Below are 25,691 nucleotides of genomic sequence, written 5' to 3' on the forward strand. Positions count from 1 at the left end.
AATCGGTCGCCGTGACCATCGCCGGCAAAGCCATCCCAGGGAGGGACAGCCCCACATGAAAAAGAACTGGCTTGCTGCAATCTCATCCAATCTGACCATCGCGCTCTGCCTTCAGGCAGCGCCCGCGATGGCCCAGAACAGCGCAACCCAAACCGTCGGCGCTCAACCCGCCGGCCTTGGCGAAATCGTCGTCACCGCCGAAAAGCGCAAAAGCACCGAGCAGAAAACTGCCATTGCCATGTCGGTCCTGACCCCAGAAACGCTGGCGCGTAACGGCGTGGGCAGTGTGGCCGATCTGACCGCCGTGGCGCCCAGCGTCAGCTTTGCGCAGGCAGGCCCCGCCACGATCATCAGCGTGCGCGGCGTTTCCAGCCGCGACACTTCGGAAATCGGCGATCCGGCCGTTTCGATCAGCATCGACGGCTTCAACCTGCAACGCGCGCTGGGCCTCAATGCGTCCATGTTCGATCTGGAACGCGTCGAAGTGCTGCGCGGGCCGCAGGGCACGCTGCTGGGCCGCAATGCCACGGGCGGGGCGATCAACATCGTGACGGCCAAGCCCAAGCCGGGCGACCTGTCAGCCTATCTTGGCGTCGAGGCGGGCAATTACCGGATGCATAATGTGAAGGGCATGATCAACGTCCCCGTCAATGACTGGATCACGCTGCGCGCCGCGTTTCAGTTGCGCGACCATGACGGCTATCGCAACAATGCCCCCTCGGCCAATGCCGATGATGAACACAGCCGCTCGGCCCGTCTGCATGTGTTGATGAAGCCCACCGATCGCTTCTCGCTGTTGCTGACCGGGGAATATTCCGATTTCGACGGCGTAGGCACCGCGACGCAGGCCATTCCATGGGTGCTCTATACCGCCGCCAATGTGCCTGCCGGTTATGCCGTGGGCGATGTTGATCTGGGCGTGCCTCCGCGCGGCAATGCCAAGGATTTCCCGATGCCCGCCGGTTCGTTCCTGCGCACCAAGGCATGGAATTTCCGGGCGCAGGCCGATTATGACTTCACCTTCGCCACGCTGACCTATCAGGGCGGCTATCGCCGTTTCAAGATCGACCGGCGCACGACGCTGGGCGGCGCCTATGGCACCAATCGCCAGAATTTCACCTTTGGCCAGCGCGAAAACCTGCCCTCGTGGAACCACGAATTGCGCCTGTCCTCGAACAGCAAGGGGCCGCTGAAATGGCAGTTCGGCGGATTTTACTTCAAGGAAAGCAACAATCTGACCACCCAATTTCAGGATTTTCCGGGGCAGGATTCGATTTCGGGCACGCCTTTCCTGATCCAGAATTACGTCTATCCCGATATCGTGGCAGAGGCCAAGGCCGCCTTCGGTCAGGTCTCCTATGAGCTCATCCCCGGCCTGACGGCGGAAGCGGGAGCGCGCTATTCCAAGGATGACAAGCACCGGATCGGTTATAACACCGTCACCAATGTCACCACCTATCTGAACACTAAATGCTACCTCACCAATTCCTGCGTGATGGTGACAACGCCGCAAAATTCGACGGCGTCCAGCAGCAAGACCACATGGCACGCCGCGCTCAACTATCAGGCCACCCCACGCAACCTGATCTATGCCAAGTTCGACACCGGCTATAAGGCGGGCGGCTTCACCGATCTGGCGGCCTATAATCCCGAAAGCATCACGGCCTATGAAATCGGGGCCAAGAACCGCTTTCTGGGCAACCGGCTTCAGCTCAACCTGTCGGCCTATCTCTACAATTACACCGATCAGCAAGTGTCGCAGACCGTCACCAATTCAAACGGCGCGGTGGCCACGCTGGTGCTGAATGCGGGCTCGTCGCGCTATAAGGGGGTGGAACTCGACGCCTTGTTCGATCCCACGCCCGACGATCATTTCAACGCCTATGTCGCCTATCAGGACGCGCGCTTCACCAATTTCGCCGCTGCGGTCAGCGGACAATTGGCCCGCGCGGCGGCGGCTGAGGGCAAGCTGGTGGGCGCCAACTGGCAGCTTGACGGCAAACGTCCCCCGCAGGCCCCGGTCTGGACCGTCAATCTGGGCTATGAGCATGATTTCCATGTTTTCGGCGGACGCCTGACCCCGCGTTTCCAGACGCATATTGAATCGGAATCGTACTTTACCTTCTACAATTTCGCTTCCGACCGTCAGGACAGCTATCATCGCAGCGACATCATCGTGACCTATAAGCACGAGCCTGCCAACTGGACGCTTTCGGCCTTTGTCCGCAATCTGGAGGATACGGTTGTGCTCTCCTCGGCCTCGGCCCCGACCAGCGCGACCTATCAGACCTATCGCGAGCAATATCAGGCCCCGCGCACCTATGGGGCAAGCTTTACCTACAACTGGTAATGTAAACGATATCAGATAGTATTGATCAGGAGGGCGCGGCCTGAATGATCAATAGACAGAGCCATGGGATGGGTCTCTCCCCCGTTCCATGGCTCTTTTGCCGTTCGCCGCTTCTTGGCATCGCCCGCCATTTGCAGTAACCATGCCCCCGGCGACCAATCCGGTCGCCAAACTGATCGCGCCGGTGCCCGCCAAACGGGCTTAATCGGGAATGCGGTGCGGGGGGCTTGCCCCTTCCAAATCCGCGGCTGTCCCTGCAACTGTAAGCGGATAGCGCGATGCACATGCGCCCTTGCAAAGGGCCAGCCACTGGGCCGGACGCTAAATCCTGCGAGGTCTGGGAAGGCGTGCATCAAGCTGTGACCCGCAAGCCAGGAGACCTGCCGGCGTCTGGTCGCTCTTGCCATGGCCCAGGGGATGGCCGCGGCACGGTGTACTCCGTCTGAGCGACGCATGAGCGGCCGGGGCCGCAACGGATACGCGCGCGGGTCGCTCTTGGCGTCCGGCCCTTGCGCGTGCCGCCCGTTTGCGCGGGTTTGCCCCGGCCCTGTCGCAAGGCGCCGGGGACGGTTTTGCATCATGAGCATACATTTCAAATCACTGCGCCGCCGGATCGGCGCGCTGCTGATCGCATTGATCATTGCCAATATCGCCATCTGGGGCTGGGCCTTCGGCCTGTTTCATCATCAACCGCTGATGCTGGGGACGGCGCTGCTGGCATGGGGACTGGGTCTGCGCCATGCAGTCGATGCCGATCATATCGCGGCCATCGACAATGTGACGCGCAAGCTGATGCAGGATGGCCAGCGCCCGATCACGGTGGGCTTCTGGTTCGCGCTGGGCCATTCGGGTATCATCGCCATCGCCTCTGTCGGCATCGCCCTGACGGCCAGCGCTCTGGCCCGCTTCGGCGCCTTCAAGGAGGTGGGCGGGGTGATCGCTACAGTAATCTCCGCGCTGTTTCTCTTCACCATTGCGGGCATGAACCTTGTCATCCTGCGCTCGGTCTGGCGCAGCTTTGCCCATGTCCGTGCGGGCGGTGCTTATACGGAAGGCGATCTCGACCTGCTGAGCGGATCGCGCGGGCCCCTCTCGCGCCTGTTCGCCCCCATGTTCCGCTTGGTGAGCAAAAGCTGGCATATGGCCCCGCTCGGCTTCCTCTTCGGCCTCGGCTTTGACACGGCCACCGAGGTCGCCATTCTGGGCATGTCGGCCAATCAGGCGGCCAATGGCCTGTCCTTCGCCACGGTGTTGGTGCTGCCAGCGCTGTTTGCCGCCGGGATGGCGTTGATCGATACGGCCGATGGGGTGGTGATGCTGGGCGCCTATGAATGGGCCTTTGTAAAGCCGATCCGCAAACTCTATTACAACATCACGATCACGCTGGTGTCGGCCATTGTCGCCATCGTCATCGGCGGGATCGAAACGCTGGCGCTGATCGGGGGCAAGCTGGGTCTGACGGGCTGGCCTTGGGCCATGGCGGCGCAATTGGGCGAGAATTTCAACAGTCTGGGCTTTGGCATCATCGCCCTGTTCGTCCTGTGCTGGTTGGCCAGTTTCGCCATCTATCGCTGGAAACGCTTTGACGAAATCGAAGTTTCGTAAACACACCAATTGCTTTTCACGCCATGTGGTCTAGAACCAAGGGCGAATATCGGGGCAACCCGGTTTTCACTGATCGCGCCGGTGCCCATTAAACGGGCTTAATCGGGAATGCGGTGCGGGGGGCTTGCCTCCCCAAATCCGCGGCTGTCCCTGCAACTGTGAGCGGATAGCGCGATGCACATGTTCCCCCTTCCATCCCTTGGGGGGCGGCCACTGGGCTTAACGGCCTGGGAAGGCGTGCATCAAGCTGTGACCCGCAAGCCAGGAGACCTGCCAGCGCACCGGTCGCTCTTGCCTTGGTCCAGGGAATGGTCACGGCACGGTTACTCTTCCGTCTGAGCGGCGAACTGTGTGGCTGGGGCTGCACGGGTTGCGTGGTCACGGGCGCCTTGTCGCGCCCGCCCGTTGTCGCGCGCCGGCCGGATCTATCCGGTATGCCCCGCCCTGCCTTGCTCCGGCGCGCGGGAGAAGTAACAGTGTCTGATCTTTCCAAGGTTCCCGTCACCATCGTGACCGGCTTTCTGGGCGCGGGAAAGACCACGCTGATCAGCCATTTGATCCGCAACGCGGGCGGACGACGCCTGGCGGTGGTGGTCAATGAGTTCGGCACTTTGGGCGTGGATGGCGATATTCTGCAATCCTGCGCGATTCCCGATTGCCCGGCGGAAAATATCGTCGAATTGGCCAATGGCTGCATCTGCTGCACCGTGGCCGATGATTTCATCCCCACGGTTGAGCGCCTGCTGGCGCTTGATCCGCGCCCCGATCACATCCTGATCGAAACCTCTGGCCTTGCCCTGCCCAAGCCGCTGCTCAAAGCGTTTGACTGGCCCGCGATCCGCAGTCGGATCACGGTCGATGGCGTGCTCGCGCTGGCCGATGCCGAGGCGGTGGCGGCGGGGCGCTTCGCCCCCGATCCCGCGGCCATCGAGGCCCAGCGCGCCGCCGATCCGGGGGTGGACCACGAAACCCCGCTGTCCGAAGTGTTCGAGGATCAACTGGCCTGCGCCGATATGGTGCTGCTGACCAAGGTGGACCTTGCCGGACCGGCAGCCATTGCCGCAGCCCGCGCGGCGATCACGGCGGAAACCTCGCGCCCCATCCTCGAATTGGCCGAGGGCGTCATCGACCCGCGCGTGATCCTTGGACTTGGCGCCGCCGCCGAGGATGACATCGCCGCCCGCCCATCCCATCACGATGGCGAGGATGACCACGAACATGATGATTTCGACAGCACGGTCGTCACCCTGCCCGAAATCACCGACCCATCGGATTTGGCCGCCCGCATCGGCCTGCTGGCCGACGAGCATCAGATCCTGCGCGTCAAAGGCTATGCCGCCGTGGCGAGCAAGCCGATGCGCCTGCTGGTTCAGGCCGTGGGCGGGCGCGTGCGCCACCATTACGACCGCCCATGGCGCGCGGGCGAGGTGCGCCAGACCACTCTGGTCGCCATTGCCGAACGCGGCCATATTGACGCAGCCGCCATCAGGGCCACGCTGGCGGGCTAAACCCGATGCATGTCATCTTCCGCGAAACGCACGGGATGGAAGAGACCGCCATCCCGCAGGATCTGGGGCAGGCGCCTGCGGACCTGGTCGTGCTGTCCTTTTCCGACAGCGACCTTGGCGCCTTTGCGGCGGCGTGGCATCGGGCGCGGCAAAGCGATCCGGCATTCCCCACGCTGCGCCTCGCCAATCTCTCGGCGCTGGCTCATCCGCTCTCGGTCGATACCTATATCGAGCGGACTTTGACGGGTGCCAAGGCGATCCTGATCCGCCTGATCGGGGGCCATGCCTATTGGCCCTATGGGTTGCAACAGGTCGAGCTGCTGGCAGGCTCGCGGGGCATCGCGCTGGCGGTGCTGCCCGCCGATGGACGGCCTGATGGGCGGCTGGATTCGGCCTCGACGGTGTCGCCTGCCTTGCTGGCCGATCTGCGCCGCCTGTGTGATAGCGGCGGGGCCGAGGCGGCGGGCACGGCGCTGGGGTTATTGGCCGGGGCGGCAGGGTTTTCGGTGGCCTCGGCGGGCATGGGCGCGGAATTGCCGATGGCCGGGGGATGGCATCCGACGCGCGGGATCTGCGAGCCTTTGACGTTTGCAGCCACCCGCCCGCTCGTGCTCATCGTCTTTTACCGCTCCTATCTCGCCGCCCATGACCTCGACCCCTTTGTCCAATTGCATCAGGCATTTGAGACAGCGGGCTACGATACGCTCTCGCTCTTCGCCCCCTCGTTGAAAGAGCCGCAATCGCGGGCTTTGGTGGAACGCTGGGTCCGCGAATTGGCCCCGGCGGCGATCCTCAACGCCACCGCCTTTTCCGCGCGTGACGAGGATGGCCAGACCACGCTCGAAGCCGCCAATGTTCCGGTGTTTCAATTGGCGCTGGCCACATCGCCGCGCGCGGCATGGGAGACTGCCTCGCGCGGCCTGTCGCCCGCCGATCTGGCGATGCATGTGGTCTTGCCCGAAATCGACGGGCGGATCTTTGCCGGTGTGGCCAGTTTCAAGGAAGCGGCCACCCATGACCCGGCGCTGGGCTTTGCGCAAAACCTGCACCGGGGCGATCCGGCCAGGATCGCAGCCATCGTCGCGCGGGTTTCGGGTTGGATCGCTCTGGCCCGCAAACCGGCGCAGGACCGGCGCATTGCCATCGTCCTCTCCACCTATCCCGGCAAGGCGCATCAGATGGCCCATGCGGTCGGCCTCGACGCGTTGGCATCGGCACAGGCGATGCTGAGCGATCTGGGCGAGCCTGCGGTGCCTGATCTGGCCACCACCTTGACGCAGCAAAGTATAGGCTGGCCGATTGATGCCTATCGCGCCAATCTGGAAACCCTGCCCGCCCTTTTGCGCGACGCGCTGGAGCAAAATTGGGGGCCGCCCGAAAGCGATCCCGCCGTGATCGACGGCCAGTTCCATTTCGCCGCCATCACCACCGGCCAAACCCTGATCGCGCTCCAGCCTGAGCGCGGCAATGCGGCCTCGCGCGATGGCGACTATCACGATCTCTCGCGCTGTCCGCGCCATGTCTATGTCGCCTTCTATCTCTGGCTGCGCGCACGCGGCATCGACGCGCTGGTGCATATGGGCGCGCATGGCACGCTCGAATGGTTGCCGGGCAAGGCCGTGGCGCTGTCCGACGCCTGTTGGCCCGAGGCGCTGACCAAGGGCATGCCGGTGATCTATCCCTTTATCGTCAATGATCCGGGCGAGGCAGCCCAAGCCAAGCGCCGCATCGCCGCCGTCACCATCGGCCATGCCCCGCCTCCGCTTGTGCCCACCGCCCATGGCGCAGGCCTCGCCACGCTCGAAGCCTTGCTGGATGAATTTTCCAACGCCGGGGGGCTTGATCCGGCCCGGCGCGACCGCCTGCAAACCGCCATCCGCAACGAGGCGCAAGCGCTGGGGCTGGAGGCCGAACTGGGGCTGGACGCCGCCGCCTCGCCCGCCGAAGCCATCACCCGCATCGACCGCTTCGTCTGCGACATCAAGGAGAGCCAGTATGGCGATGGCCTCCACATCTTTGGCCGGGGCGACCATGGCGCGGCCGAGCGCGCCGGATTGCAGGCCGCGCTGACGGGACGTTTCGTGCCCTCCGGCCCTTCCGGCTCGCCTCATCGCGGGTGCAGCGATGTGCTGCCCACCGGGCGCAATCTCTACACGATCGACCCGCGCGCCGTCCCCTCGCGCGCGGCCTATGCGCAAGGTGTGGTGCTGGCGCAGGAGCTGATCCGGCGGCATTTGCAGGATCATGGCGATTATCCGCGAGGGCTGGTGGTTGACTTGTGGGGGTCGGCCACGATGCGCACAGCGGGCGAGGAATTTGCCATGGCGCTGCATCTGCTGGGCGCGAAACCGCTGTGGGATCTGACATCGGATCGGGTGGGGGGAATCGAGATCCTGCCGCTGGCCATGCTCGACCACCCGCGCATCGATGTGACCCTGCGCGTGTCGGGCCTGTTCCGCGATGCGTTCCCGACCCTGCCCATCCTGTTTGGTCAGGCGGTGCGGGCGTTATGCGAGCGGGATGAACCGGCAGACTGGAACCCCTTTGCCGGAACACTGGCCACCCCGCGCGTCTATGGCCCCGCGCCGGGCCGCTATGGGCTTGGCATATTAGGCGATACCTATGGCGAGGACGCCCGCCGCGCCGCCGGCGAGGCATGGCTGGCCGCATCGGATCATGCGTTGGACGCGGCCCAATCCCATGCCGACCCCGATGGCTTGCGACGACGCGTGGCCCGGGCCGATGCCTTTGTCCATCTTCAGGATCTGGCCGAAAGTGACCTCTTGCTGGCCGCCGATTATGCCGCGCATGAGGCCGGTTTTGCCGCCGCGCAATCGGTGGCCGGGGGCGATGCCGCGCTTTATCACCTCGACCATCGCGATCCGGCCCGCCCGGTCGCCCGCGCGCTGATCGAGGAAATTGCCCGCGTGGTGCGCGCCCGCGCCGCCCATTCCGGCTGGATCGCGGGCATGATGCGCCACGGCTTTCGCGGGGCCGCAGAGGTCGCCGCCACGCTCGACCATCTGGGCGCTTTTGCTCATCTGGCAGGCTGCGTGCCACCCCATCTCTTCGACCTCTATCACGACGCCACGCTGGGCCAAGGCGATGTCCGCGCCTTTATCGAACGCGAAAACCCCGGCGCCTTGGCCGCGATGGAGGCGCGCTTTGCCGCGCTCCATGCCGCTGGCCTATGGACGACGAGGCGCAATTCGATCCTGGCCACCCTGCCGCTGGACCCGAGCGTATGAGCAACTTTGCGATCAAGGGCTGGTGCCCTGATGCATGGCGTCCGATGGCGAGCGGCGATGGTCTGCTGGTCCGCATCAAGCCGCGCCTTGGCCGCCTGAGCCGCGATCAGGCGCTGGCGCTTTGCGCGCTTGCCCAGACCTATGGCAATGGCATGATCGACATCACCCGCCGCGCCAATCTCCAGATCCGCGGCGTGAGCGAGGCGAACTGGCCCTCGCTGATCGTGCAATTGATCGAGCATGGGCTGGCCGATCCTGATGCGGGGCGTGAAAGGGCGCGCAATATCCTGATCGCGCCCGACTGGGCCGAGGGCGATGACAGCCACCGCATCGCCTGCGACCTTATGGCTCGCATCGGCGAATTGCCCGCCCTGCCGGGTAAGGTCGGCTTTGTCATCGACGCTGGACCTGCGCCGATCCTCAGCCGCGAACCCGGCGATATCCGTATCGAGCGCGGCGCAGATGGCGGCTTGATCCTGCGCGCCGAGGGGCGGGCCTTTGGCGCACCCGTCCCGTTTGGACAGGAGGTCGAAGCCCTCATTGTGCTGGCCCATTGGTTTGCAAAAAGTGGCGCGCGCCGCATGGCCCTTCACGACTCCCTCTTGCCCGATTGGGCCAAGGGATCGCAACTGCCCGCCCCGATGCGCCCCACTATCACCCCCGGCGGTGCGGCTTTCGGCGTTCCTTTTGGCCAGATCGAGGCCAGCCTGCTTGCCCGCGCCGCCACTTCGGACCTGCGGATCACGCCATGGCGCGTGCTGATCTTTGAAGGCACCCCAACGGCCAACATCCCCGGCCTGATTTCAGACCCGGCCAGCCCGCTGTTGCGCGTCGATGCCTGCCCCGGCGCGCGCGCCTGCCCGCAGGCCAGCGTGGAAACGCGCGACCTCGCCCGCCGCCTTGCCCCGGTGGTGGTGGGTCGCCTCCATGTCTCGGGCTGCGCCAAGGGCTGCGCGCGGTCGGCGCCCGCCGACATTACCCTGACCGGCCGCAATGGCCGCTTCGACCTTGCCGCCAACGCCCGCGCGGGCGCCCATGACCAGACCGAACTGCCCACTCTGACCGATATGGACCCCGCCATGGTTCTTGCCCATTTTGGAGTTGCCTGATGCCCCACGTCTATGAAACCAATGGCGCGGCCATCTATAAACAATCCTTCGCGACCATCCGCGCCGAGGCCGATCTGTCCCACTTTTGGGCGCAGGAGGAACCCGTGGCTGTGCGGATGATCCATGCGGCGGGCATGGTCGATCTGGCCCGCCATATCCGCTTTTCCTTAGGCTTTGCAACGGATGCACGGGCTGCTCTGGCCGCCGGTGCGCCGATCCTGTGCGACGCGCGGATGGTGTCGGAAGGCATCACGCGGGCGCGCCTCTCGGCGGGCAATCCGGTGATCTGCACGCTGCATGATCGCCAGGTGCCGGATCTGGCCAAGGCGATGGGCAACACGCGCTCGGCCGCCGCGCTGGAATTGTGGCGGCCCCATCTGGCAGGCGCGGTGGTGGCCATCGGCAATGCGCCCACCGCGCTGTTCCACCTGCTCAACATGCTGGAGGACCCGGCCTGTCCGCGCCCGGCGGCGATCATCGGCTGCCCGGTCGGTTTTGTCGGGGCGGCCGAATCCAAAGCGGCGCTGTGGGAGGCCGCTCCCGTCCCCTGCTGCATCGTCGAGGGCCGCCTAGGCGGCAGCGCGATCACCGTCGCGGCGATCAACGCCCTGGCGAGCGACGCGGAATGAACGGCACCATCCACGGCGTCGGCCTTGGCCCCGGCGCCGCCGACCTGCTGAGCGTGCGCGCTGACCGACTGGTGCGCGGCACCCGCCACATCGCCTATTTCCGCAAGGCGGGTCGCCCCGGACAGGCGCGGCGCATTGCCGAGGGGATGCTGCGCGAGGATGCGGTGGAGATCGCGATGGAATACCCGGTGACCACCGAGATCCCCCTGAGTGATCCGCGCTATAATGAATGTCTGTCAGCCTTTTATGCCCAATGCACGCAAAGGTTGATCGACCTGTCGAGCGCGGGCCATGACATCGTGGTGCTGTGCGAGGGCGATCCGTTTTTCTATGGCTCCTTCATGCATCTCCATTCGCGGCTGACGGGCGTGGTGCCGGTCGCGGTGGTGCCGGGCATCACCGGCATGGCGGGCGCTTGGCACGCCACCGCCATGCCGATCACATGGGGCGATGATGTGTTGACCGTGGCCATGGCCACCCTGCCCGAAGAGGAATTGACCCGCCGCATCCGCGATACCGACGCGCTGGTGGTAATGAAGATCGGGCGCAACATGGCCAAGCTGCGCCGCGCAGTGGCGGCGGCGGGACGCCAGGATGCGGCATGGCTGGTCGAATATGCCGCCATGCCGGGACAGCGCGTGACGCCTCTGGCCGAGGCCAAGGAAGTGACGCCCTATTTCTCGATCCTGCTGATCCATGGACAGGGGCGACGACCATGAGCGGCATCCTCTCCATTGCGGGCCTTGGGCCGGGCGGCGAGGCGCTGATCACGCCCGAGGTCGCCGCCGCGCTGGCCGAGGCCACGGATGTGATCGGCTATATCCCCTATGTCGCGCGGGTCGCGCCGCGCGAGGGGTTGGTGCTGCATCCATCCGACAACCGGGTCGAACTCGACCGGGCCGCCCTTGCCCTGCGCCTTGCCGCAGAGGGGCGGAGGGTGGTGGTGGTTTCCTCGGGCGATCCCGGGGTATTCGCCATGGCCGCCGCCGTGTTCGAGGCGCTGGAGGCCGGACCGTCCCATTGGCGCGATCTCGACATTCGCGTGCTGCCCGGCATCACCGCCATGCTGGCGGCCAGCGCGCGCGCCGGGGCGCCGCTGGGCCATGATTTCTGCGCGATCAACCTTTCGGACAATCTCAAGCCGTGGACGCTGATCGAAAAGCGCCTGCGTCTGGCGGTAGAGGCCGATTTCGCCATGGCCTTTTACAACCCGCGCTCAAAATCCCGGCCCGAGGGTTTCACCCGCGCTTTGGCCCTGTTGCAGGAGGCCTGCGGCGATGCGCGCCCGATGCTCTTCGCTCGCGCTGTATCGACGCCTGAGGAAGAATTGCGCATCGTGCCCTTGGACCGCGCCACGCCCGACATGGCCGATATGCGCACGATGGTCATCCTCGGATCGAGCCAGACACGGATCATCGAGCGCCCCGGCGGAGCGCTGCTCTACACCCCCCGCTCGGTGGCGTGCGTATGAACGATCCAGTCCAGCACATCTTCGGGCCGAAACATCTCGCACCTTTCCGGCATCGCGGGCCGCTCGATCATCAGGACGGGCAGGCCCAGTTCGCGCGCGGCGATCAGCTTGGCCTGCGCGCCGGAACCGCCCGCGTTCTTGCTGACCACAAGGTCGATGGCATGATCCCGCAGCAAGCCCCGGTCACCCTCTACCGAGAACGGCCCCTGATCCACGATCAGATGATGGTCGGGCAAAGCTGGGGCCTCCCTCGGCGCATCGACAAAGCGCAGCAGGTAATGATGCTGTGGCTGGGTCGCGAAGGCATCGACATGCATCCGACCCAGCGCCAGCAGCACCCTGCGCGGCGGCCCTGCCAGAGCGGCCACCGCCGCCTCGATGCTGGGCACGCCGGCCCAATTATCGCCCTCTTCGCAACGCCATTCCGGGCGGGTCAGGGCCACAAGGGGCACCTCTGCAATCCGCGCCGCCGCCGCCGCGTGGGTACTCATCCGGGCGGCAAAGGGATGCGTGGCGTCCACCAAATGCGTGACGCGATGCTCACGCAGATAGGCCACCAACCCCTCCACCCCGCCAAAGCCGCCGATGCGGCAGGGCACGGGCTGAGGACGCGGATTTTCGGTGCGTCCGGCATAGCTGAGCGTGGCGCTCATGCCCTGCGCGGCCAGCAGGCGGGCCAACGCGCTCGCTTCGGTGGTGCCGCCCAGCAGGAGGATATGGCTCATGTCTGATCCCTGGTTGACGATCATCGGGCTTGGCGAGGACGGGGCGCAAGGCCTGTCGGCGGCGGCGCGTGAGGCGCTTGAGCGCGCCGAAATGGTGACCGGCCCGCCGCGCCATCTTGCGCTGCTGCCCGCTCTTACGGCGCAGCGCCTTGAATGGCCAGCGCCTTTTACCGATGGCATAGCCCGCCTGATGGAGCATCGCGGACGGCGGGTGGTGATGCTGGCCTCTGGTGATCCGTTCTGGTTCGGCGCGGGGACAACCGTGACCCGCCATCTCGATCCGGGCGAATGGGTGGCTCATCCTGCGCCCTCGACATTTTCGCTCGCGGCGGCGCGGTTGGGCTGGGCGCTTCAGGATACGGTCTGCATCGGGCTGCATGCCGCGCCGCTGGCCCGGTTGCGCCCGCATCTGGCGCCGGGGCGGGCGATCATCGCCCTGATGCGCGATGGGGAGCAGGTGGGGGCGTTGGCGCGCTATCTGAGCGATCTCGGTTTTGGCGCATCGACGCTGCATGTGATGGAGGCGCTGGGCGGCCCGCGTGAATGCCTCCGCTTCGCAGCCGCCGAGGCGATGGATTTTCAGGACATCGCCCATCCCGTCGCCGTGGGGATCACTACGAGCGCAGGCCCCGCGATGCCGGTCATCTCCGGCCTGCCCGACGATCTCTTTGCTTCCGACGGCCAGATCACCAAGCGCCCGATCCGCGCCCTTACCCTATCAGCGCTGGCCCCGCGCGCGGGCGAGACATTGTGGGATATTGGAGCGGGGTCCGGCTCGATCGGCATCGAATGGCTGCTGGCCCATCCGGCCAATCGCGCGCTGGCCATCGAGGGCGACCCGATCCGCGCCGCCCGCGCCCGCACCAATGCGGCCAATCTGGGGGTTGATCGTTTGCAGATGATCGAGGGCCGCGCGCCTGAAACATGGCCTGATGGTCCGGCGCCCGATGCGGTGTTCATCGGCGGCGGCCTGTCCGAGGCTTTGCTGGCGGCGCTCTGGGCACGCCTGCCCGCCGATACGCGCCTCGTCGCCAATGCGGTGACGCTGGAATCGGAAAGTCTGCTGGCGCGCTGGCATGGGCTGAAGGGCGGCGCTTTGCTGCGGGTGGAACTGGCCGATGCTGCGCCCATCGGCACGCGCCATGGCTGGAAGGCCCGCTATCCGGTTGTGCAATGGAGCGTCACGCTGTGATCGTCGCCGGTTTCGGATTTCGCAGCCGCGCCACGCTGGCCTCGTTGCAGGCGGCGCTGATGGCCGCGCAGGAGGGATTGCCCCCCGTCACCCATCTGGCCACGGCAGCGGACAAGGCCCCCGCGCTGACTCCGCTGGCCGAGGCGCTGGGCCTGCCCATCGCCACCATCGAAGATGAGGCAATCAGGACAGCGACCACCCGGACCGCCTCCCCCACCTCCCAAAAGGCACGCGGCACGGGCAGCATGGCAGAGGCCGCCGCCATGGCCGCCATCGGCCCCGGCGCCCGCCTGATCCGCCCGCGCCGGATTTCGCCAGACCGTCTGGCCACCTGCGCCATCGCGGCCCAAAACCATTTCCAAGGAACCCACGAATGACCGTACATTTCATCGGCGCAGGCCCCGGCGCGCCCGACCTTCTCACCCTGCGCGGGCGCGATCTGATCGCAGCCAGTCCGGTCTGTCTCTATGCCGGTTCGCTGGTTCCCGCCGCATTGCTCGATCATTGCCCGCCCGGCGCGCGGATCGTCAACACCGCCCCGCTCTCGCTGGACGCGATCATTGCAGAAATCGCCGAGGCCCACGCGGCGGGCCATGATGTGGCGAGACTGCATTCGGGCGATCTGTCGGTCTGGTCGGCGATGGGTGAGCAAATGCGGCGGCTGCGCGCGCTGGATATTCCGGTGTCGATCACGCCCGGCGTACCCGCCTTTGCCGCCGCCGCCGCCGCGCTGGAGGCCGAACTGACCCTGCCCGAACTGGGCCAGTCGCTGGTGCTGACCCGCACGCCGGGGCGGGCCAGCACGATGCCGCCTGCGGAAAGCCTAACTAATTTTGCCGTGACGGGGGCAACGCTGGCGATCCATCTCTCGATCCACAATCTGGCGCAGGTGGTGGCCGATCTGGCCCCGGCCTATGGCGGCGATTGCCCGGTGGCGGTGGTTTGGCGGGCAAGCTGGCCCGACCAGCGGATCGTGCGCGCCACGCTCTCCACCATCGAACAGGCGGTGGCCGGGACGATGGAGCGCACCGCGATCATCCTTGTCGGGCGGGTATTGGAGGCGCAGGGTTTTGCCGAAAGCAGCCTTTATGCCGCCGATTATGACCGTCGCTTTCGCCCGCAGGGGGCAATGTCGCGCTTTGAAGGCGTGACCGAATGACGTCCCCGCTCCTTGCCCCCGGCCTGCTGATCGCCGCCCCCGCCTCGGGCACAGGCAAGACCACGGTGATGCTGGGCCTGCTGCGCGCATTGTCGCAAGATGGCCTGGCCGTGCAACCGTTCAAGAGCGGGCCGGATTATATCGACCCTGCTTTTCATCGCGCGGCCTGCGGGCGCCCCTCATTCAATCTGGACAGTTGGGCGATGGAGGCAGGGCTGATCGACGCGATTACCGCGCAGGCGGCGGGAGCCGACATCGTGCTGGCCGAAGGGTCGATGGGCCTGTTCGACGGGGTGGCGCGGCCCGGCGCGGTCGGGAATGGCGCCAGCGCCGATCTGGCGCGGCGGATGGGCTGGCCGGTGGTGCTGGTGCTCGACGCTTCGGGTCAGGCACAATCGGCGGCGGCCACGGCGCTGGGGTTTCGGGCCTATGATCCGGCACTGCCCTTCGCGGGCGTTATCCTCAACCGCGTGGCCAGCGCGCGGCATGAAAGCCTGATCCGTAAAGGGATGGAGGCCATGGGCATTACGGTGCTGGGCGCGCTGCCCCGGCGCGGCGATCTGGTGCTGCCCGAACGTCACCTTGGGCTGGTTCAGGCGATGGAGCATCCTGATCTGGAACGCGCGGTGGCTAATTATGCAGCGTTCATTCGCGAACATGTCGATCTGGCCGCGATCCGTGCCTGCGCGCGCGGGGCGGCGGTGAATGCGCCGGGCCGCCTGCCCGATCCCCCCGCGCAGACCATCGCCATGGCCAGCGATGCGGCATTTTCCTTCATCTATCCGCATCTGCTCGAAGGCTGGCGGCGGGCCGGGGCGAGGGTGCTGCCTTTCTCGCCGCTGGCCGATGAGGCGCCTTCGGGCGAGGCCGATCTGGTGTGGTTGCCGGGGGGCTATCCCGAATTGCACGCCGGGGCGATTACGGCGGCGGGCACATTCCTCTCGGGCCTCGCGCGCCACGCCCAGAACCGCCCGGTGCATGGCGAATGCGGCGGCTATATGGTTCTGGGGCAAGCCTTGATCGACAAGAACGGGCAGAGCCATCGCATGGCGGGCCTGTTGGGGCTGGAAACCAGCTATGCGCGGCGCAAGATGCATTTGGGCTATCGCCATGCCCAATTGCTGGCGCCGATCGGGGGCATGGCGGGCGGGGCCTGTCTGCGCGGGCATGAGTTCCATTATTCCACCATCGTTGCGCTCAATGACGAAGCTCTGGCCAGCGTCACCGATGCCAATGGCGATGAAGTGGCCGAAACCGGATCGCGGCGGGGTATGGTCAGCGGCAGCTTCTTTCACATGATTGCGCAGGTGTCATGATCGAGCTTACCCTGATCGGCATCGGCACCGGCAATCCGGACCATATCACCATGCAGGCCGTGCGTGCGATGAATGCGGCCGACCTGATCCTGATCCCGCGCAAGGGGAAGGCTAAATCCGATCTGGTCGATCTGCGTCGCGATATTTGCGCGCAGGTGCTGAACACGCCGGTGCGGATCGTCGAATTCGATATGCCGGTGCGCGCGGCGCAAGGCGATTACACGCAGGCCGTGCATGAATGGCATAACGCCATTGCGGCGGTCTGGCGTGAACAGATTGCGCTCCATCTGCCCGATGGCGGCAGGCTCGCGCTGCTCGTCTGGGGCGATCCTTCGCTCTATGACAGCACGCTGCGCATTGCCGAAAGGCTGTCGGGAGTGACAGTGAAGGTCGTGGCCGGGATCACCAGCATTCAGGCGCTGACAGCGGCCCATGCCATTGCGCTCAATCCGCTGGCCGGATCGGTGACGATCACTACCGGGCGGTTGCTGCGAGCCCACGGCTGGCCAAATGGCGCCGATACGGTGGTGGTCATGCTGGATGGCGGCTGCGCTTTTGAGGCGCTGGATCCGGCCGGGATTGCGATCTGGTGGGGGGCCTATCTGGGCATGGCGCAAGAGGCGCTGGAATACGGGCCGCTGGCGACAGTCGGCCCGGTGATTGCCGCCCGCCGCGCCGAATTACGCGCCAGCCATGGCTGGATCATGGATGTTTACCTGATGCGAAAGGAACAGAATGATGGATGAAGCCGACGAGGCCCGCCATGCCGACAAAATGCGCAAGAAGCAGGCCGCGCGCGAAACTATCATGGCCACCAAAACCCGCGAAAAGGGCCTGCTGATCGTTCATACCGGCAAGGGCAAGGGCAAGACGAGCGCGGCGCTGGGCATGGTCGTGCGCGCGATTGGGCACGGGATGAAGGTGGGCGTGGTTCAGTTCGTCAAGGGCGCGATGACCACGGGCGAGAAGGCGGTGTTCGACGCCTTTCCCGGCAATGTGGAATTCAAGCCGATGGGTGAAGGCTTTACATGGAACACGCAGGACCGCAGCCGCGACATCGCCACCACCCGCACCGCATGGGATGAGGTCAAGCGCATGATCGCCGACCCGTCCTATGACATGGTGCTGGCCGATGAATTGAACATCGTGCTGCGCTATGATTACCTGCCGCTGGACGAGGTGCTGGAGGTTTTGAGCGCCAAGCCCGAGATGCAGCATGTGATCGTTACGGGGCGCAATGCTCCCGATGCTCTGATCGAGGCGGCCGATCTGGTCACGGATATGACCATGGTCAAGCACCCGTTCCGATCCGGGGTGAAGGCACAGGCGGGGATTGAGTTCTGAACCCGCACCGTGCGAATGGCGGGCTGAAGCCATTCGTACGGACGAGGCGCCAGTTATCCCGCCTTGGGCAGCTTTGCGACCGCCGTGATAAAGGCCTGCGCACCCGCCGCCACGCTGGCGCGGATCACATCGCCGTTCACATTGGGCGAGATGATGAGGCTGCCCGCCCGGCCGCCCTGACCGCCACGGCCGACCCTATGGGCGGGCTGGAAGGCACGGCTTCTTATCTCACACTTGATGCCCTGCTCGATGCGTGCGGGGCTGGCGCATCGCGCGCTGGAGGCCCGGTTGCATGTGATGCTGGAAAAGCCGCCCGCCGCCGGTCTCTCGCAGGTCGATGCGCTGGTCCGGGCGAGCGCGGGCCGCACCATGTTGGCGACGTGGCACAGCCGCGAAAGCGCCGCTGTCGATGTCGCCGCCGCATGGCTGGCCGCGCGCCAGATCAAGGCCATGCGCCTCAACTGGCGCGAGGATGTGCGCGTCTGGCATCCGGGTCAGGACTGGCTGCTGGCGGCGGGCGGTTTTGGCGTGTTCGACACCGCAATCAACGCCTTCTCGATCCTGACGCATATCATGCCCCAACCGCTGACGCTGGAAAGCGCGGATCTGGGCATCCCCGCCAACCGTCAGGCGCCGATGACCATTGACGTCAAGGCGCCGGACATCGCACCCGATGCCGAATATCCCCGCCTCTACGCCCGCTTTGCCAGCCTGATCGATGCCGGGCAAAGCGATGTCGACGCCCGCCCCCTGACGCTGGTGGCCGATGCGATGATGCTCGGCAGCCAGCATGCCATACCCACTTTCGAGTTTTGAGGGGGCCAAACTCCGGCTGATCATCGGCAATGGCGCGTCGCGTTCTTTTCATGATTATGATTCATGACATTATGCCAACTTTAGCGCATAGCGAAGGGAAGCATCATGCCCTAGGGTTGAATTCAGGACATGACAGGAGCGTGCCCGCGCATGATCGCGCAGGCGCGCTTTATGGTGTGGGTGCGCCGGGTTGACGCGCCCGTCGCACCCAGTTGGAGACTATTTCGATGAATGCCATCGTTCGCGTGGCCCTGGCGCGCCCCTATACATTCATAGTCATGGCCATGCTCATCACGATTGCGGGCGTGCTGGCGGCGGTGCGCACGCCCACGGATATTTTCCCCAATATCCGCATTCCCGTGATCGCCGTGGCATGGACCTATAACGGCCTCTCGCCCGAGGATATGTCGGGCCGGATCAACCTGCCGTTTCAGCGCGCTTTGACCACCACTGTAAACGATATCGAGCATATCGAGGGCCAGTCGCTGACCGGGATCGGCATCACCAAGATCTATTTTCAGCCCGGCGTCGATATCCGCACCGCCAATGCGCAGGTGACGGCCATTTCACAGACGATCCTTCGCCAGATGCCGCCCGGCGTCAATCCGCCGCTGATCCTGAACTACAACGCCTCGACCGTGCCCATCGTCCAGATCGCGCTGGCGGGTCATGGGCTTAACGAACAGCAGCTCTACGACTTCGGTTTCAACTCGATCCGTTCGCGGCTGATCACCGTTCCGGGCGCGGCCATCCCCTTCCCCTTTGGCGGCAAGGTGCGCCAGATCCAGGTCGATCTTGACCCGCGCGCCATGCAGTCGCGCGGCATCACTGCGCAGGACGTGGGCGCGGCGCTGGCCAGCCAGACCCAGATCACCCCCGCAGGCTTCGTCAAGATGGGCGAGTTTCAGTATAATTTCCGACTGAACAACGCGCCTTCCTCGATCGAACAGCTCAACGATCTGCCCATCCGCACGATCAATGGCGCGGTCATCCGTATGCGCGATGTGGCCCATGTGCGCGATGGTTCGGCGCCCCAGCAGAATGTCGTCCATGTCAATGGCCAGCGTTCGGCCCTGCTCACCGTGCTCAAATCAGGCGCCACTTCGACCATTTCGGTGGTCGAGGGCATCAAGGCCATGCTGCCTCAGGTAATGACCGGCCTGCCCCCGGCGCTGACGGCCACGCCGGTCAACGATCAGTCGATCTTTGTGAAGGCCGCCGTGACGGGCGTGATGCACGAGGGTCTGATCGCGGCTGTGCTGACCAGCCTGATGATCCTGCTGTTTCTGGGCTCGTGGCGCTCGACGCTGATCGTGGCCACCTCGATCCCGCTTTCGGTGCTCGGCGCGCTGGCCGCGCTCTCGATGTTTGATCAGACGCTCAATGTGATGACTCTGGGCGGGCTGGCGTTGGCGGTGGGCATTCTGGTCGATATGGCCACGGTGACCATCGAGAATATCGAATCCCATCTGGAAATGGGCAAGAGCGTGCGCGGCGCCATTCTGGACGGTTCGCGCCAGATCATCATGCCCGCCTTCCTCTCGCTGGTCTGCATCTGCATCGTGTTCGTGCCGATGTTCTATCTGCCGGGCGTGTCGGGCTATCTGTTCGTGCCAATGGCGCTTTCGGTCATCTTTGCGATGATCATGTCCTATATTCTCTCTTTCACGCTTGTTCCGACCATGGCCATGTCGCTGCTGCGCCAGCATGATCAGGATGACCATGCGCCCAAGGCGCCGCCGGGCCTGCTGGCCCCGCTGGTCGCGTTTCAGGCCGGGTTTGAGCGCCGCTTTGCCGCCTTCCGCGACCGCTATGGCCGGGCGCTGACCGTCATTCTCGACCATCGCCGGATGTTTGCCACGGGCTTCCTCTGCTTTGCTCTGGCCAGTCTGGCGCTGATCCCCTTCCTTGGCCGGAATTTCTTTCCGCTGGTCGATGGCGGCTCGATCACGCTGCATGTCCGCGCGCCCACCGGCACGCGCATCGAGGAAACCTCGTCCCTGTTCCAGCAGGTCGCCAAAGCGATCCGTCAGGAAATCCCGGCCAATGAACTCGAAGCGATCGCCGACAATATCGGCCTGCCGACCAGCTCGATCAACACCGTCTATAACGCCACCGGCACCATCGGGCCGCAGGATGGCGATATCATCGTCAATCTCAAACCGGGCCATCGGCCGACCGAAGGCTATATCCGCGCCCTGCGCGCCAAGCTGCCCCGCCTGTTTCCTCAGGCCAGCTTTGCGTTTCTGCCTTCCGACATCACCAGCCAGATCCTCAATTTCGGCGCGCCCGCCCCGCTCGACATTCAGGTGACTGGCCGCAAGCCCGCTGAAGTGCGCGCCCATGCCGAACGCATCCTGCGCGCGATCCACGGGATCGACGGGCTGGTCGATGCGCGCATTCAGCAGCCCGCCTCCTATCCCGAATTGCGCTTTGATGTGGACCGCACCCGGATTAACCAGCTGGGCATGACCGAGGCCGATATCACCTCCAGCGTGGCCACCTCGATCGCCGGTTCATCTCAGGCCGCGCCGGTGTTCTGGCTGAACCCGGAAAACCGCGTAACCTATCCGGTGGCGATCCAGATGCCCGAATATCGCGTCAATTCGCTTCAGGATATCGCGGGCCTGCCGATCCGGACGCGCACAACCACCCCGCAGGTGCTGGGCGCGCTGGGCACGATCAGCCGGGGCACGACCACGGCGGTCGAAAGCCAGTATGACATCCTGCCGCTGATCAACGTCTATGCCGGGGCCGACGGGCGCGATCTGGGCGCGGTGGCGGGCGATGTGCAAAAGGCGCTGGCCGGTCTGGAAAAGGACAAGCCCAAGACCGTCACCGTCACCGTGCGCGGCCAGTATCAGTCGATGAACACCGCCTTCACCGGCATGGGCTTTGGCCTGCTGGCGGCGGTGGTGCTGATCTATCTGCTCATCGTCATCAATTTCCAGAGCTGGGTTGATCCTTTCATCATCGTCTCGGCGCTGCCCGCCGCTTTGGCGGGCATCTGCTGGATGCTGTTTGCCAGCGCCACGCCGCTTTCGGTGCCTGCACTGACGGGGGCGATCATGTGTATGGGCGTGGCCACGGCCAATTCCATTCTGGTGGTCAGCTTTGCCCGAGAGCGGCTGGATGAGCATGGCGATGCGATCCGGGCCGCGATGGAGGCGGGCGTGTCGCGCCTGCGCCCGGTGCTGATGACGGCGCTGGCTATGATCATCGGCATGGCGCCCATGGCGCTGGGCCTTGGCGAAGGCGGCGAGCAGAATGCGCCGCTGGGCCGCGCGGTGGTGGGCGGTCTGGCCTTTGCCACCTGCGCCTCGCTGCTCTTCGTCCCCACCCTGTTTGCCATCATCCACGGAGCGCGCGCGCATCGCCGCGATGCTTCGAAGGGAGTGCCTGCTCATGTCTGATTTCGCCTCCAGCTCCCCTTCGTTTCGCAAGCCGCTGCTGGCCGGAGCTGCGGCCTTTGCGCTGATCCTCGTGGCGGGCACGGCCTATCGCCTGCAACAGCGCTCGGGCCTGCATGAACAGAGCGAGGCCGCTGCTGTCCCCTCGGTCGATGTGATCCATCCGGGCGGAGAGGCCAGCAATACACTGGTTCTGCCGGGGCGTTTGCAGGCATGGTTTCAGGCGCCGGTCTATGCGCGCACGAATGGCTATCTGCGCCGCTGGTATGTCGATATCGGCCAACCGGTGCAGGCAGGGCAGGTTCTGGCCGAGATCGACACGCCCGATGTCGATCAACAGCTTTCCGCCGCGCGCGCCGCGCTGGCCACCGCCAATGCCCAGCGCAGTCTGGCCCAGACCACGTCGAACCGTTGGGACCGGCTGGTCGCGCAAAATGCCGTGTCGCAGCAGGACGCCGACGAAAGGCGCGGCAATTTCGCCGCCCGCGAAGCCATGCGCAACGAGGCCTCGGCTAATGTGCAGCGGTTGCAGACGGTTTCGGGGTTCAAGCGGATCGTGGCGCCCTTCGACGGCATCGTCACCAGCCGCTCCACCGATATTGGCGCGCTGATCGTGGCGGGCACATCGACTACGCAACCCTTGTTCACCGTGTCAGACGTTACGCGCCTGCGCATCTATGTCAGCCTGCCGCAGGCCTATGTCGCCCGGTTGCGCGAAAATACGACAGCGGAATTTACCGTACCGGATCAGCCGGGCAAGACATTCCGCGCCCAACTGGCCCGATCATCAGGCTCGGTCGATCCTGAATCCGGGGCAATGCTGGTCCAGCTTGTCTATGACAATCACGCAGGCCTGCTCAAGCCGGGCGCCTATGCGCAGGTCACTTTCGATTTCGGCAAGGGCCAGCCTTCGGCAGCAGGCGCAGTGCGTATTCCGGTCAGCAGCCTGTTGTTCCGGCGTGAAGGTTCGGCGGTCGCGCTGGCCGATGCGCAGGGGCGCGTGAGCATCAAACCCGTCACCATCACCACAGACTTCGGCAATGAGCTGGAGGTGATAGGCCTGCAACCGACCGATCAGGTGATCGACAATCCGGCCGATGATATTCGCACCGGCGACAAGGTCAAAGCTACGCTCCAGCGGAACAATGCCCATGCGTAAGCCACGGTTTCTGGCCGCATTGATGGTGGCCTCGGCTTTAACAGGGGCCTGTTCGATGGCGCCTCATGCCGGGGTGCCGCCTGTCGCGCCCCCGCCCGCCGCGTTCAAGGAAACCGGCCTGTGGACCCCGGCCATGCCCGCCGATGCCGCACCGCGCGGCGCGTGGTGGAGCATCCTGCCCGATCCGGTGCTGGATGGGCTGGAGCAGCGAATCGAAAAGGACAGCCCGCGTCTGGCCGCTGCCCTTGCCCGCTATGATCAAGCCCGCGCGCTGACCCGTCAGGCCCGCGCCGATCTGCTGCCTCGCGTGGACGCCAGCGGCCGGGCCATGAGCGCGCGCGCCATGTCGCCCGCCACGGGCGGCCATTATGAATATGACGATTATGCCGTGGGCGGATCGGCACTTTACGAAGTCGATCTGTGGGGCCGCATCCGCAATCAGGTCTCCGCCAGTGCGGCCGAGGCGCAGGCGAGTGAGGCAGATCTGGCCGGCGCGCGCCTGAGCCTTCAGGCGGAATTGGCCGATGATTATATCCAATTGCGCAAGCTTGATGCCCAGCTTGACCTGCTGCGCCAGACCAAGACGGCCTATGCGGCCGCTGTCGATCTGACCACCAAGCGTTTTGTGGGCGGCGCGGCCAATGAGGCCGATGTGACGCGCGCGCGCACCCAGTTCAAATCGGTGCAATCCGAAATGGCCCAGCGCAGCGCTGATCGCGCCATGCTCGAACATGCCATTGCCGCGTTGGTGGGTGAACAGGCTTCGGGTTTTGCGATTGCGCCTGTGGCCGTCATGCTCGCCCCGCCGCAGGTGCCTGTTTCCGCGCCTTCGATGCTGTTGCAGCGCCGCCCCGATGTTGCCGCAGCGGCCCGGCGCGTGGCGGGGGCCAATGCCAAGATCGGTGTCGCACGGGCGGCTTTCTTTCCGCAGGTCACGCTGGGCGCATCGGGCGGGTTCGAAACGACGGCGGCCTCGCTGCTGACCGCAGGGAGCAGCGTTTGGGCGCTTGGGCCCGCGCTGGCGGCCATGCCGATCTTTGATGGCGGGCGCAGGCGGGCGGGCGTTGCCTATGCCCGCGCGCAATTTGCCGAGGCTTCGGCCAATTACCGTCAGGCCACGCTCAACGCCTTCCGCGAGGTTGAGGATCAGCTCGCTCTGGTCAACCGCCTTGCCGAGGCTTCGGCCCAGCAAAGCGAGGCCGTGGTGGCCGCCGCGCGCACCAACCAACTGGCCAATATCCAGTACCGCGAAGGGGCCGTCGATTACCTTCAGGTGGTCACTGCACAGGCCGCTGAATTGCAGGCCCGAGAAGATCAACTGGCGCTGGAAAGCCGCCGCCTGATCGCCAGCATCGGCCTGATCCGGGCGATGGGGGGCGACTGGCGCGGGTCCTAGGCCGGGCGATTATGGAGCACTTTTTCAAGGCTCTGGCGGAGCCTTGAGAGACGAACATCGTTGATCGCGGGCTGATCGAGTTGCCTCAGAGCGTTTTGCGCCGCCTCGCGCGTGCCCAGCGCCAGCGCGCTTTGGGCCAGCACCAGCACATCACGCGGCTCTTTCATCATCCCCCAATTGGCCAGAGCGAGGCGATAGGCCGGGCCAGGCTGATGCTTCAGCTCCAGCAGGAAACGCGCCTCCTCGCCCCGATGCGGCACCTCTCCGCGCGCGCGCACCGCATCGAAACGAGCGGCCAGGCTCGCCTGAAGCCGGGCGCCCTTTTCCGCCGGGCAGCCATGGCCTGATAAATACGCGCAGGCGAGGGCAAGCCGCAGCAGCAACCCATCGGAGGACTGACGCGCATCGAGCAGGGTGATAACCTCGCGATCACGGCGATGATCGAGCAGGAAATCGGCATAGGCGCCCAAAGCATAGGCATCAGGCCCGTCCGGCATGGTGGCAAGCGCGGATCGGAACCAAGCCCCCGCCTTTGCCGCATCATCGGAACGTTCATAAAGTCCGGCCATTACCAACCGGCTCCACGCCAACAAGGCGGGCGTGGCCAGATGGCCCACGCGCCTTGCGGTTTCAAAACCGATCGCCCGCTCCAGCCCCGCGCGCGCCGGGACGGGGTTGCCACCAAGGCCCTGAATTTCGGCCGCGCAAGTCAGGGCGAGCAATTGATTGGGCTGGGCCAGCAGGTTCTGGCAATAGCGCATCGCCTGCCCATAATCGCCGCGTATCCTCAGGATCGAGGCGGTCAGCAGGTCCACCTGAGGATCGTCATAGCCCGCCCTCCCCAACGTTTCCAGATCGGTCAGTGCGCCATCGAAATCGTGATAAAACTGGCGAATGGTCGCGCGGCGCAGGATGATTTCGGGCGGGGGATCGGAACGGGCCGACCATGGGGCGATGGCGGACTGGGCATAGGCATAAAAGCGCGGGTCGGCCTCTTTGCGGCCAAGGCGCAGATAGGCATCGGCCAGTTGCAGCGCGCCGTCGAGATCACCGCGCCCGCGCAGTTGCGCCAATTGCTTGCGCTGGGCCGCGATGCCGCCCGGCAACCGTTCGAGCACCACATTAGGATCGGCGGGGCGGCGAGGAGCGGCGCGGGCCACATTGCCCCACATGCCAAATAAGCCCAGCGCCAGCATCGAGCATCGGGCAAGTATCGCCAAGCGAGATACGTCTTTAAACGTAACATTTCCTGTC

Annotated in this window: 20 protein-coding genes and 2 riboswitches; of the genes, 18 read left to right on the plus strand and 2 right to left on the minus strand. The window is 65.3% G+C overall.

The annotated features are described in order from the left end of the window. The first annotated feature begins 55 nt into the window (after positions 1–55). The 8 genes from GGR38_RS03145 to cobJ all read left to right on the plus strand — a co-directional run bounded on the left by GGR38_RS03145 (position 56) and on the right by cobJ (position 11,920). Entirely contained in the window at positions 56–2,350 is a 2,295-nt protein-coding gene (locus tag GGR38_RS03145; protein ID WP_183622569.1) for a TonB-dependent receptor, read from the plus strand. Between the two features lie 167 nt (positions 2,351–2,517). Beyond that, positions 2,518–2,752: riboswitch (cobalamin riboswitch) on the plus strand. A gap of 177 nt (positions 2,753–2,929) precedes the next feature. Next, the gene (locus GGR38_RS03150; RefSeq protein WP_183622571.1) at positions 2,930–3,955 is read left to right on the plus strand and encodes a HoxN/HupN/NixA family nickel/cobalt transporter; all 1,026 of its coding nucleotides are present in this window, start codon (positions 2,930–2,932) and stop codon (positions 3,953–3,955) included. Positions 3,956–4,017: 62 nt separating this feature from the next. Then, positions 4,018–4,247, plus strand: a riboswitch (cobalamin riboswitch). A gap of 184 nt (positions 4,248–4,431) precedes the next feature. Beyond that, complete coding sequence (gene cobW / locus GGR38_RS03155) at positions 4,432–5,463, plus strand: cobalamin biosynthesis protein CobW (protein WP_183622573.1); 1,032 nt, start codon at positions 4,432–4,434, stop codon at positions 5,461–5,463. Between the two features lie 5 nt (positions 5,464–5,468). Then, positions 5,469–8,711 (plus strand): cobaltochelatase subunit CobN, encoded by a 3,243-nt coding sequence (cobN, locus tag GGR38_RS03160; protein WP_183622575.1) that lies wholly within the window; start codon positions 5,469–5,471, stop codon positions 8,709–8,711. Next, positions 8,708–9,820, plus strand: coding sequence for a cobalamin biosynthesis protein CobG (locus GGR38_RS03165; RefSeq protein WP_183622577.1), 1,113 nt, complete (start codon positions 8,708–8,710; stop codon positions 9,818–9,820). The genes cobN and GGR38_RS03165 overlap by 4 nt, the downstream gene beginning before the upstream one ends. After that, positions 9,820–10,449: a precorrin-8X methylmutase gene (locus GGR38_RS03170; RefSeq protein WP_183622579.1), complete on the plus strand. Its 630-nt coding sequence runs from the start codon at positions 9,820–9,822 to the stop codon at positions 10,447–10,449. The genes GGR38_RS03165 and GGR38_RS03170 overlap by 1 nt, the downstream gene beginning before the upstream one ends. Next, positions 10,446–11,168 (plus strand): precorrin-2 C(20)-methyltransferase, encoded by a 723-nt coding sequence (gene cobI, locus GGR38_RS03175; protein WP_183622581.1) that lies wholly within the window; start codon positions 10,446–10,448, stop codon positions 11,166–11,168. The genes GGR38_RS03170 and cobI overlap by 4 nt, the downstream gene beginning before the upstream one ends. After that, positions 11,165–11,920, plus strand: a complete 756-nt coding sequence (gene cobJ, locus GGR38_RS03180) for a precorrin-3B C(17)-methyltransferase (RefSeq protein WP_183622583.1) — start codon at positions 11,165–11,167, stop codon at positions 11,918–11,920. The genes cobI and cobJ overlap by 4 nt, the downstream gene beginning before the upstream one ends. Here the strand turns inward: cobJ and GGR38_RS03185 are convergent. Then, entirely contained in the window at positions 11,890–12,645 is a 756-nt protein-coding gene (locus GGR38_RS03185; RefSeq protein WP_183622585.1) for a cobalt-precorrin-6A reductase, read from the minus strand. The genes cobJ and GGR38_RS03185 overlap by 31 nt on opposite strands. Between GGR38_RS03185 and cbiE the strand changes: the two genes are divergently transcribed. From cbiE to GGR38_RS03235, 10 genes are all read left to right on the plus strand, one after another. Next, positions 12,644–13,837, plus strand: coding sequence for a precorrin-6y C5,15-methyltransferase (decarboxylating) subunit CbiE (gene cbiE / locus GGR38_RS03190; protein ID WP_183622587.1), 1,194 nt, complete (start codon positions 12,644–12,646; stop codon positions 13,835–13,837). The genes GGR38_RS03185 and cbiE overlap by 2 nt on opposite strands. Continuing rightward, positions 13,834–14,214 (plus strand): cobalamin biosynthesis protein, encoded by a 381-nt coding sequence (locus GGR38_RS03195; RefSeq protein WP_183622589.1) that lies wholly within the window; start codon positions 13,834–13,836, stop codon positions 14,212–14,214. The genes cbiE and GGR38_RS03195 overlap by 4 nt, the downstream gene beginning before the upstream one ends. Beyond that, positions 14,211–14,996 (plus strand): precorrin-4 C(11)-methyltransferase, encoded by a 786-nt coding sequence (cobM, locus tag GGR38_RS03200; RefSeq protein WP_183622591.1) that lies wholly within the window; start codon positions 14,211–14,213, stop codon positions 14,994–14,996. Before GGR38_RS03195 ends, cobM begins: the two co-directional genes overlap by 4 nt. Next, on the plus strand, positions 14,993–16,312 hold the full coding sequence (locus GGR38_RS03205; protein ID WP_183622593.1) for a cobyrinic acid a,c-diamide synthase CobB: 1,320 nt from the start codon (positions 14,993–14,995) through the stop codon (positions 16,310–16,312). Before cobM ends, GGR38_RS03205 begins: the two co-directional genes overlap by 4 nt. Continuing rightward, positions 16,309–17,058 carry a precorrin-6A synthase (deacetylating) gene (gene cobF / locus GGR38_RS03210; RefSeq protein ID WP_183622595.1) on the plus strand — a complete coding sequence of 250 codons (750 nt, stop codon included), beginning with the start codon at positions 16,309–16,311 and terminating at the stop codon, positions 17,056–17,058. Before GGR38_RS03205 ends, cobF begins: the two co-directional genes overlap by 4 nt. Then, positions 17,051–17,656, plus strand: a complete 606-nt coding sequence (gene cobO / locus GGR38_RS03215) for a cob(I)yrinic acid a,c-diamide adenosyltransferase (RefSeq protein WP_425497037.1) — start codon at positions 17,051–17,053, stop codon at positions 17,654–17,656. The genes cobF and cobO overlap by 8 nt, the downstream gene beginning before the upstream one ends. A gap of 249 nt (positions 17,657–17,905) precedes the next feature. Further along, the gene (locus tag GGR38_RS03220) at positions 17,906–18,472 is read left to right on the plus strand and encodes a Gfo/Idh/MocA family oxidoreductase (RefSeq protein WP_183622599.1); all 567 of its coding nucleotides are present in this window, start codon (positions 17,906–17,908) and stop codon (positions 18,470–18,472) included. Positions 18,473–18,699: 227 nt separating this feature from the next. Next, positions 18,700–21,885: an efflux RND transporter permease subunit gene (locus GGR38_RS03225; RefSeq protein ID WP_183622601.1), complete on the plus strand. Its 3,186-nt coding sequence runs from the start codon at positions 18,700–18,702 to the stop codon at positions 21,883–21,885. Then, positions 21,878–23,041, plus strand: a complete 1,164-nt coding sequence (locus GGR38_RS03230) for an efflux RND transporter periplasmic adaptor subunit (RefSeq protein WP_183622603.1) — start codon at positions 21,878–21,880, stop codon at positions 23,039–23,041. Before GGR38_RS03225 ends, GGR38_RS03230 begins: the two co-directional genes overlap by 8 nt. Beyond that, entirely contained in the window at positions 23,034–24,437 is a 1,404-nt protein-coding gene (locus tag GGR38_RS03235) for an efflux transporter outer membrane subunit (protein ID WP_221226983.1), read from the plus strand. The genes GGR38_RS03230 and GGR38_RS03235 overlap by 8 nt, the downstream gene beginning before the upstream one ends. On the opposite strand, the gene GGR38_RS03240 is transcribed toward GGR38_RS03235, so the two are convergent. Further along, positions 24,434–25,657 carry a tetratricopeptide repeat protein gene (locus GGR38_RS03240; protein WP_183622607.1) on the minus strand — a complete coding sequence of 408 codons (1,224 nt, stop codon included), beginning with the start codon at positions 25,655–25,657 and terminating at the stop codon, positions 24,434–24,436. The two genes, GGR38_RS03235 and GGR38_RS03240, sit on opposite strands and share 4 nt — an antisense overlap. Positions 25,658–25,691 lie beyond the last annotated feature (34 nt).

The sequence above is a fragment of the Novosphingobium sediminicola genome, assembly GCF_014196525.1.
GTDB classification, from domain to species: Bacteria; Pseudomonadota; Alphaproteobacteria; order Sphingomonadales; family Sphingomonadaceae; genus Novosphingobium; species Novosphingobium sediminicola.

What these genes read in the sequence shown, in the direction of transcription:
- GGR38_RS03145 (WP_183622569.1), top strand. Translation starts at nt 56, where the DNA reads ATGAAAAAGAACTGGCTTGCTGCAATCTCATCCAATCTGACCATCGCG.
- GGR38_RS03150 (WP_183622571.1), top strand. Translation starts at nt 2,930, where the DNA reads ATGAGCATACATTTCAAATCACTGCGCCGCCGGATCGGCGCGCTGCTG.
- cobN (WP_183622575.1), top strand. Translation starts at nt 5,469, where the DNA reads ATGCATGTCATCTTCCGCGAAACGCACGGGATGGAAGAGACCGCCATC.
- GGR38_RS03165 (WP_183622577.1), top strand. Translation starts at nt 8,708, where the DNA reads ATGAGCAACTTTGCGATCAAGGGCTGGTGCCCTGATGCATGGCGTCCG.
- GGR38_RS03170 (WP_183622579.1), top strand. Translation starts at nt 9,820, where the DNA reads ATGCCCCACGTCTATGAAACCAATGGCGCGGCCATCTATAAACAATCC.
- cobI (WP_183622581.1), top strand. Translation starts at nt 10,446, where the DNA reads ATGAACGGCACCATCCACGGCGTCGGCCTTGGCCCCGGCGCCGCCGAC.
- cobJ (WP_183622583.1), top strand. Translation starts at nt 11,165, where the DNA reads ATGAGCGGCATCCTCTCCATTGCGGGCCTTGGGCCGGGCGGCGAGGCG.
- cbiE (WP_183622587.1), top strand. Translation starts at nt 12,644, where the DNA reads ATGTCTGATCCCTGGTTGACGATCATCGGGCTTGGCGAGGACGGGGCG.
- GGR38_RS03185 (WP_183622585.1), bottom strand. Translation starts at nt 12,645, where the DNA reads ATGAGCCATATCCTCCTGCTGGGCGGCACCACCGAAGCGAGCGCGTTG.
- cobM (WP_183622591.1), top strand. Translation starts at nt 14,211, where the DNA reads ATGACCGTACATTTCATCGGCGCAGGCCCCGGCGCGCCCGACCTTCTC.
- GGR38_RS03205 (WP_183622593.1), top strand. Translation starts at nt 14,993, where the DNA reads ATGACGTCCCCGCTCCTTGCCCCCGGCCTGCTGATCGCCGCCCCCGCC.
- cobF (WP_183622595.1), top strand. Translation starts at nt 16,309, where the DNA reads ATGATCGAGCTTACCCTGATCGGCATCGGCACCGGCAATCCGGACCAT.
- cobO (WP_425497037.1), top strand. Translation starts at nt 17,051, where the DNA reads ATGGATGAAGCCGACGAGGCCCGCCATGCCGACAAAATGCGCAAGAAG.
- GGR38_RS03220 (WP_183622599.1), top strand. Translation starts at nt 17,906, where the DNA reads ATGCGTGCGGGGCTGGCGCATCGCGCGCTGGAGGCCCGGTTGCATGTG.
- GGR38_RS03225 (WP_183622601.1), top strand. Translation starts at nt 18,700, where the DNA reads ATGAATGCCATCGTTCGCGTGGCCCTGGCGCGCCCCTATACATTCATA.
- GGR38_RS03230 (WP_183622603.1), top strand. Translation starts at nt 21,878, where the DNA reads ATGTCTGATTTCGCCTCCAGCTCCCCTTCGTTTCGCAAGCCGCTGCTG.
- GGR38_RS03235 (WP_221226983.1), top strand. Translation starts at nt 23,034, where the DNA reads ATGCGTAAGCCACGGTTTCTGGCCGCATTGATGGTGGCCTCGGCTTTA.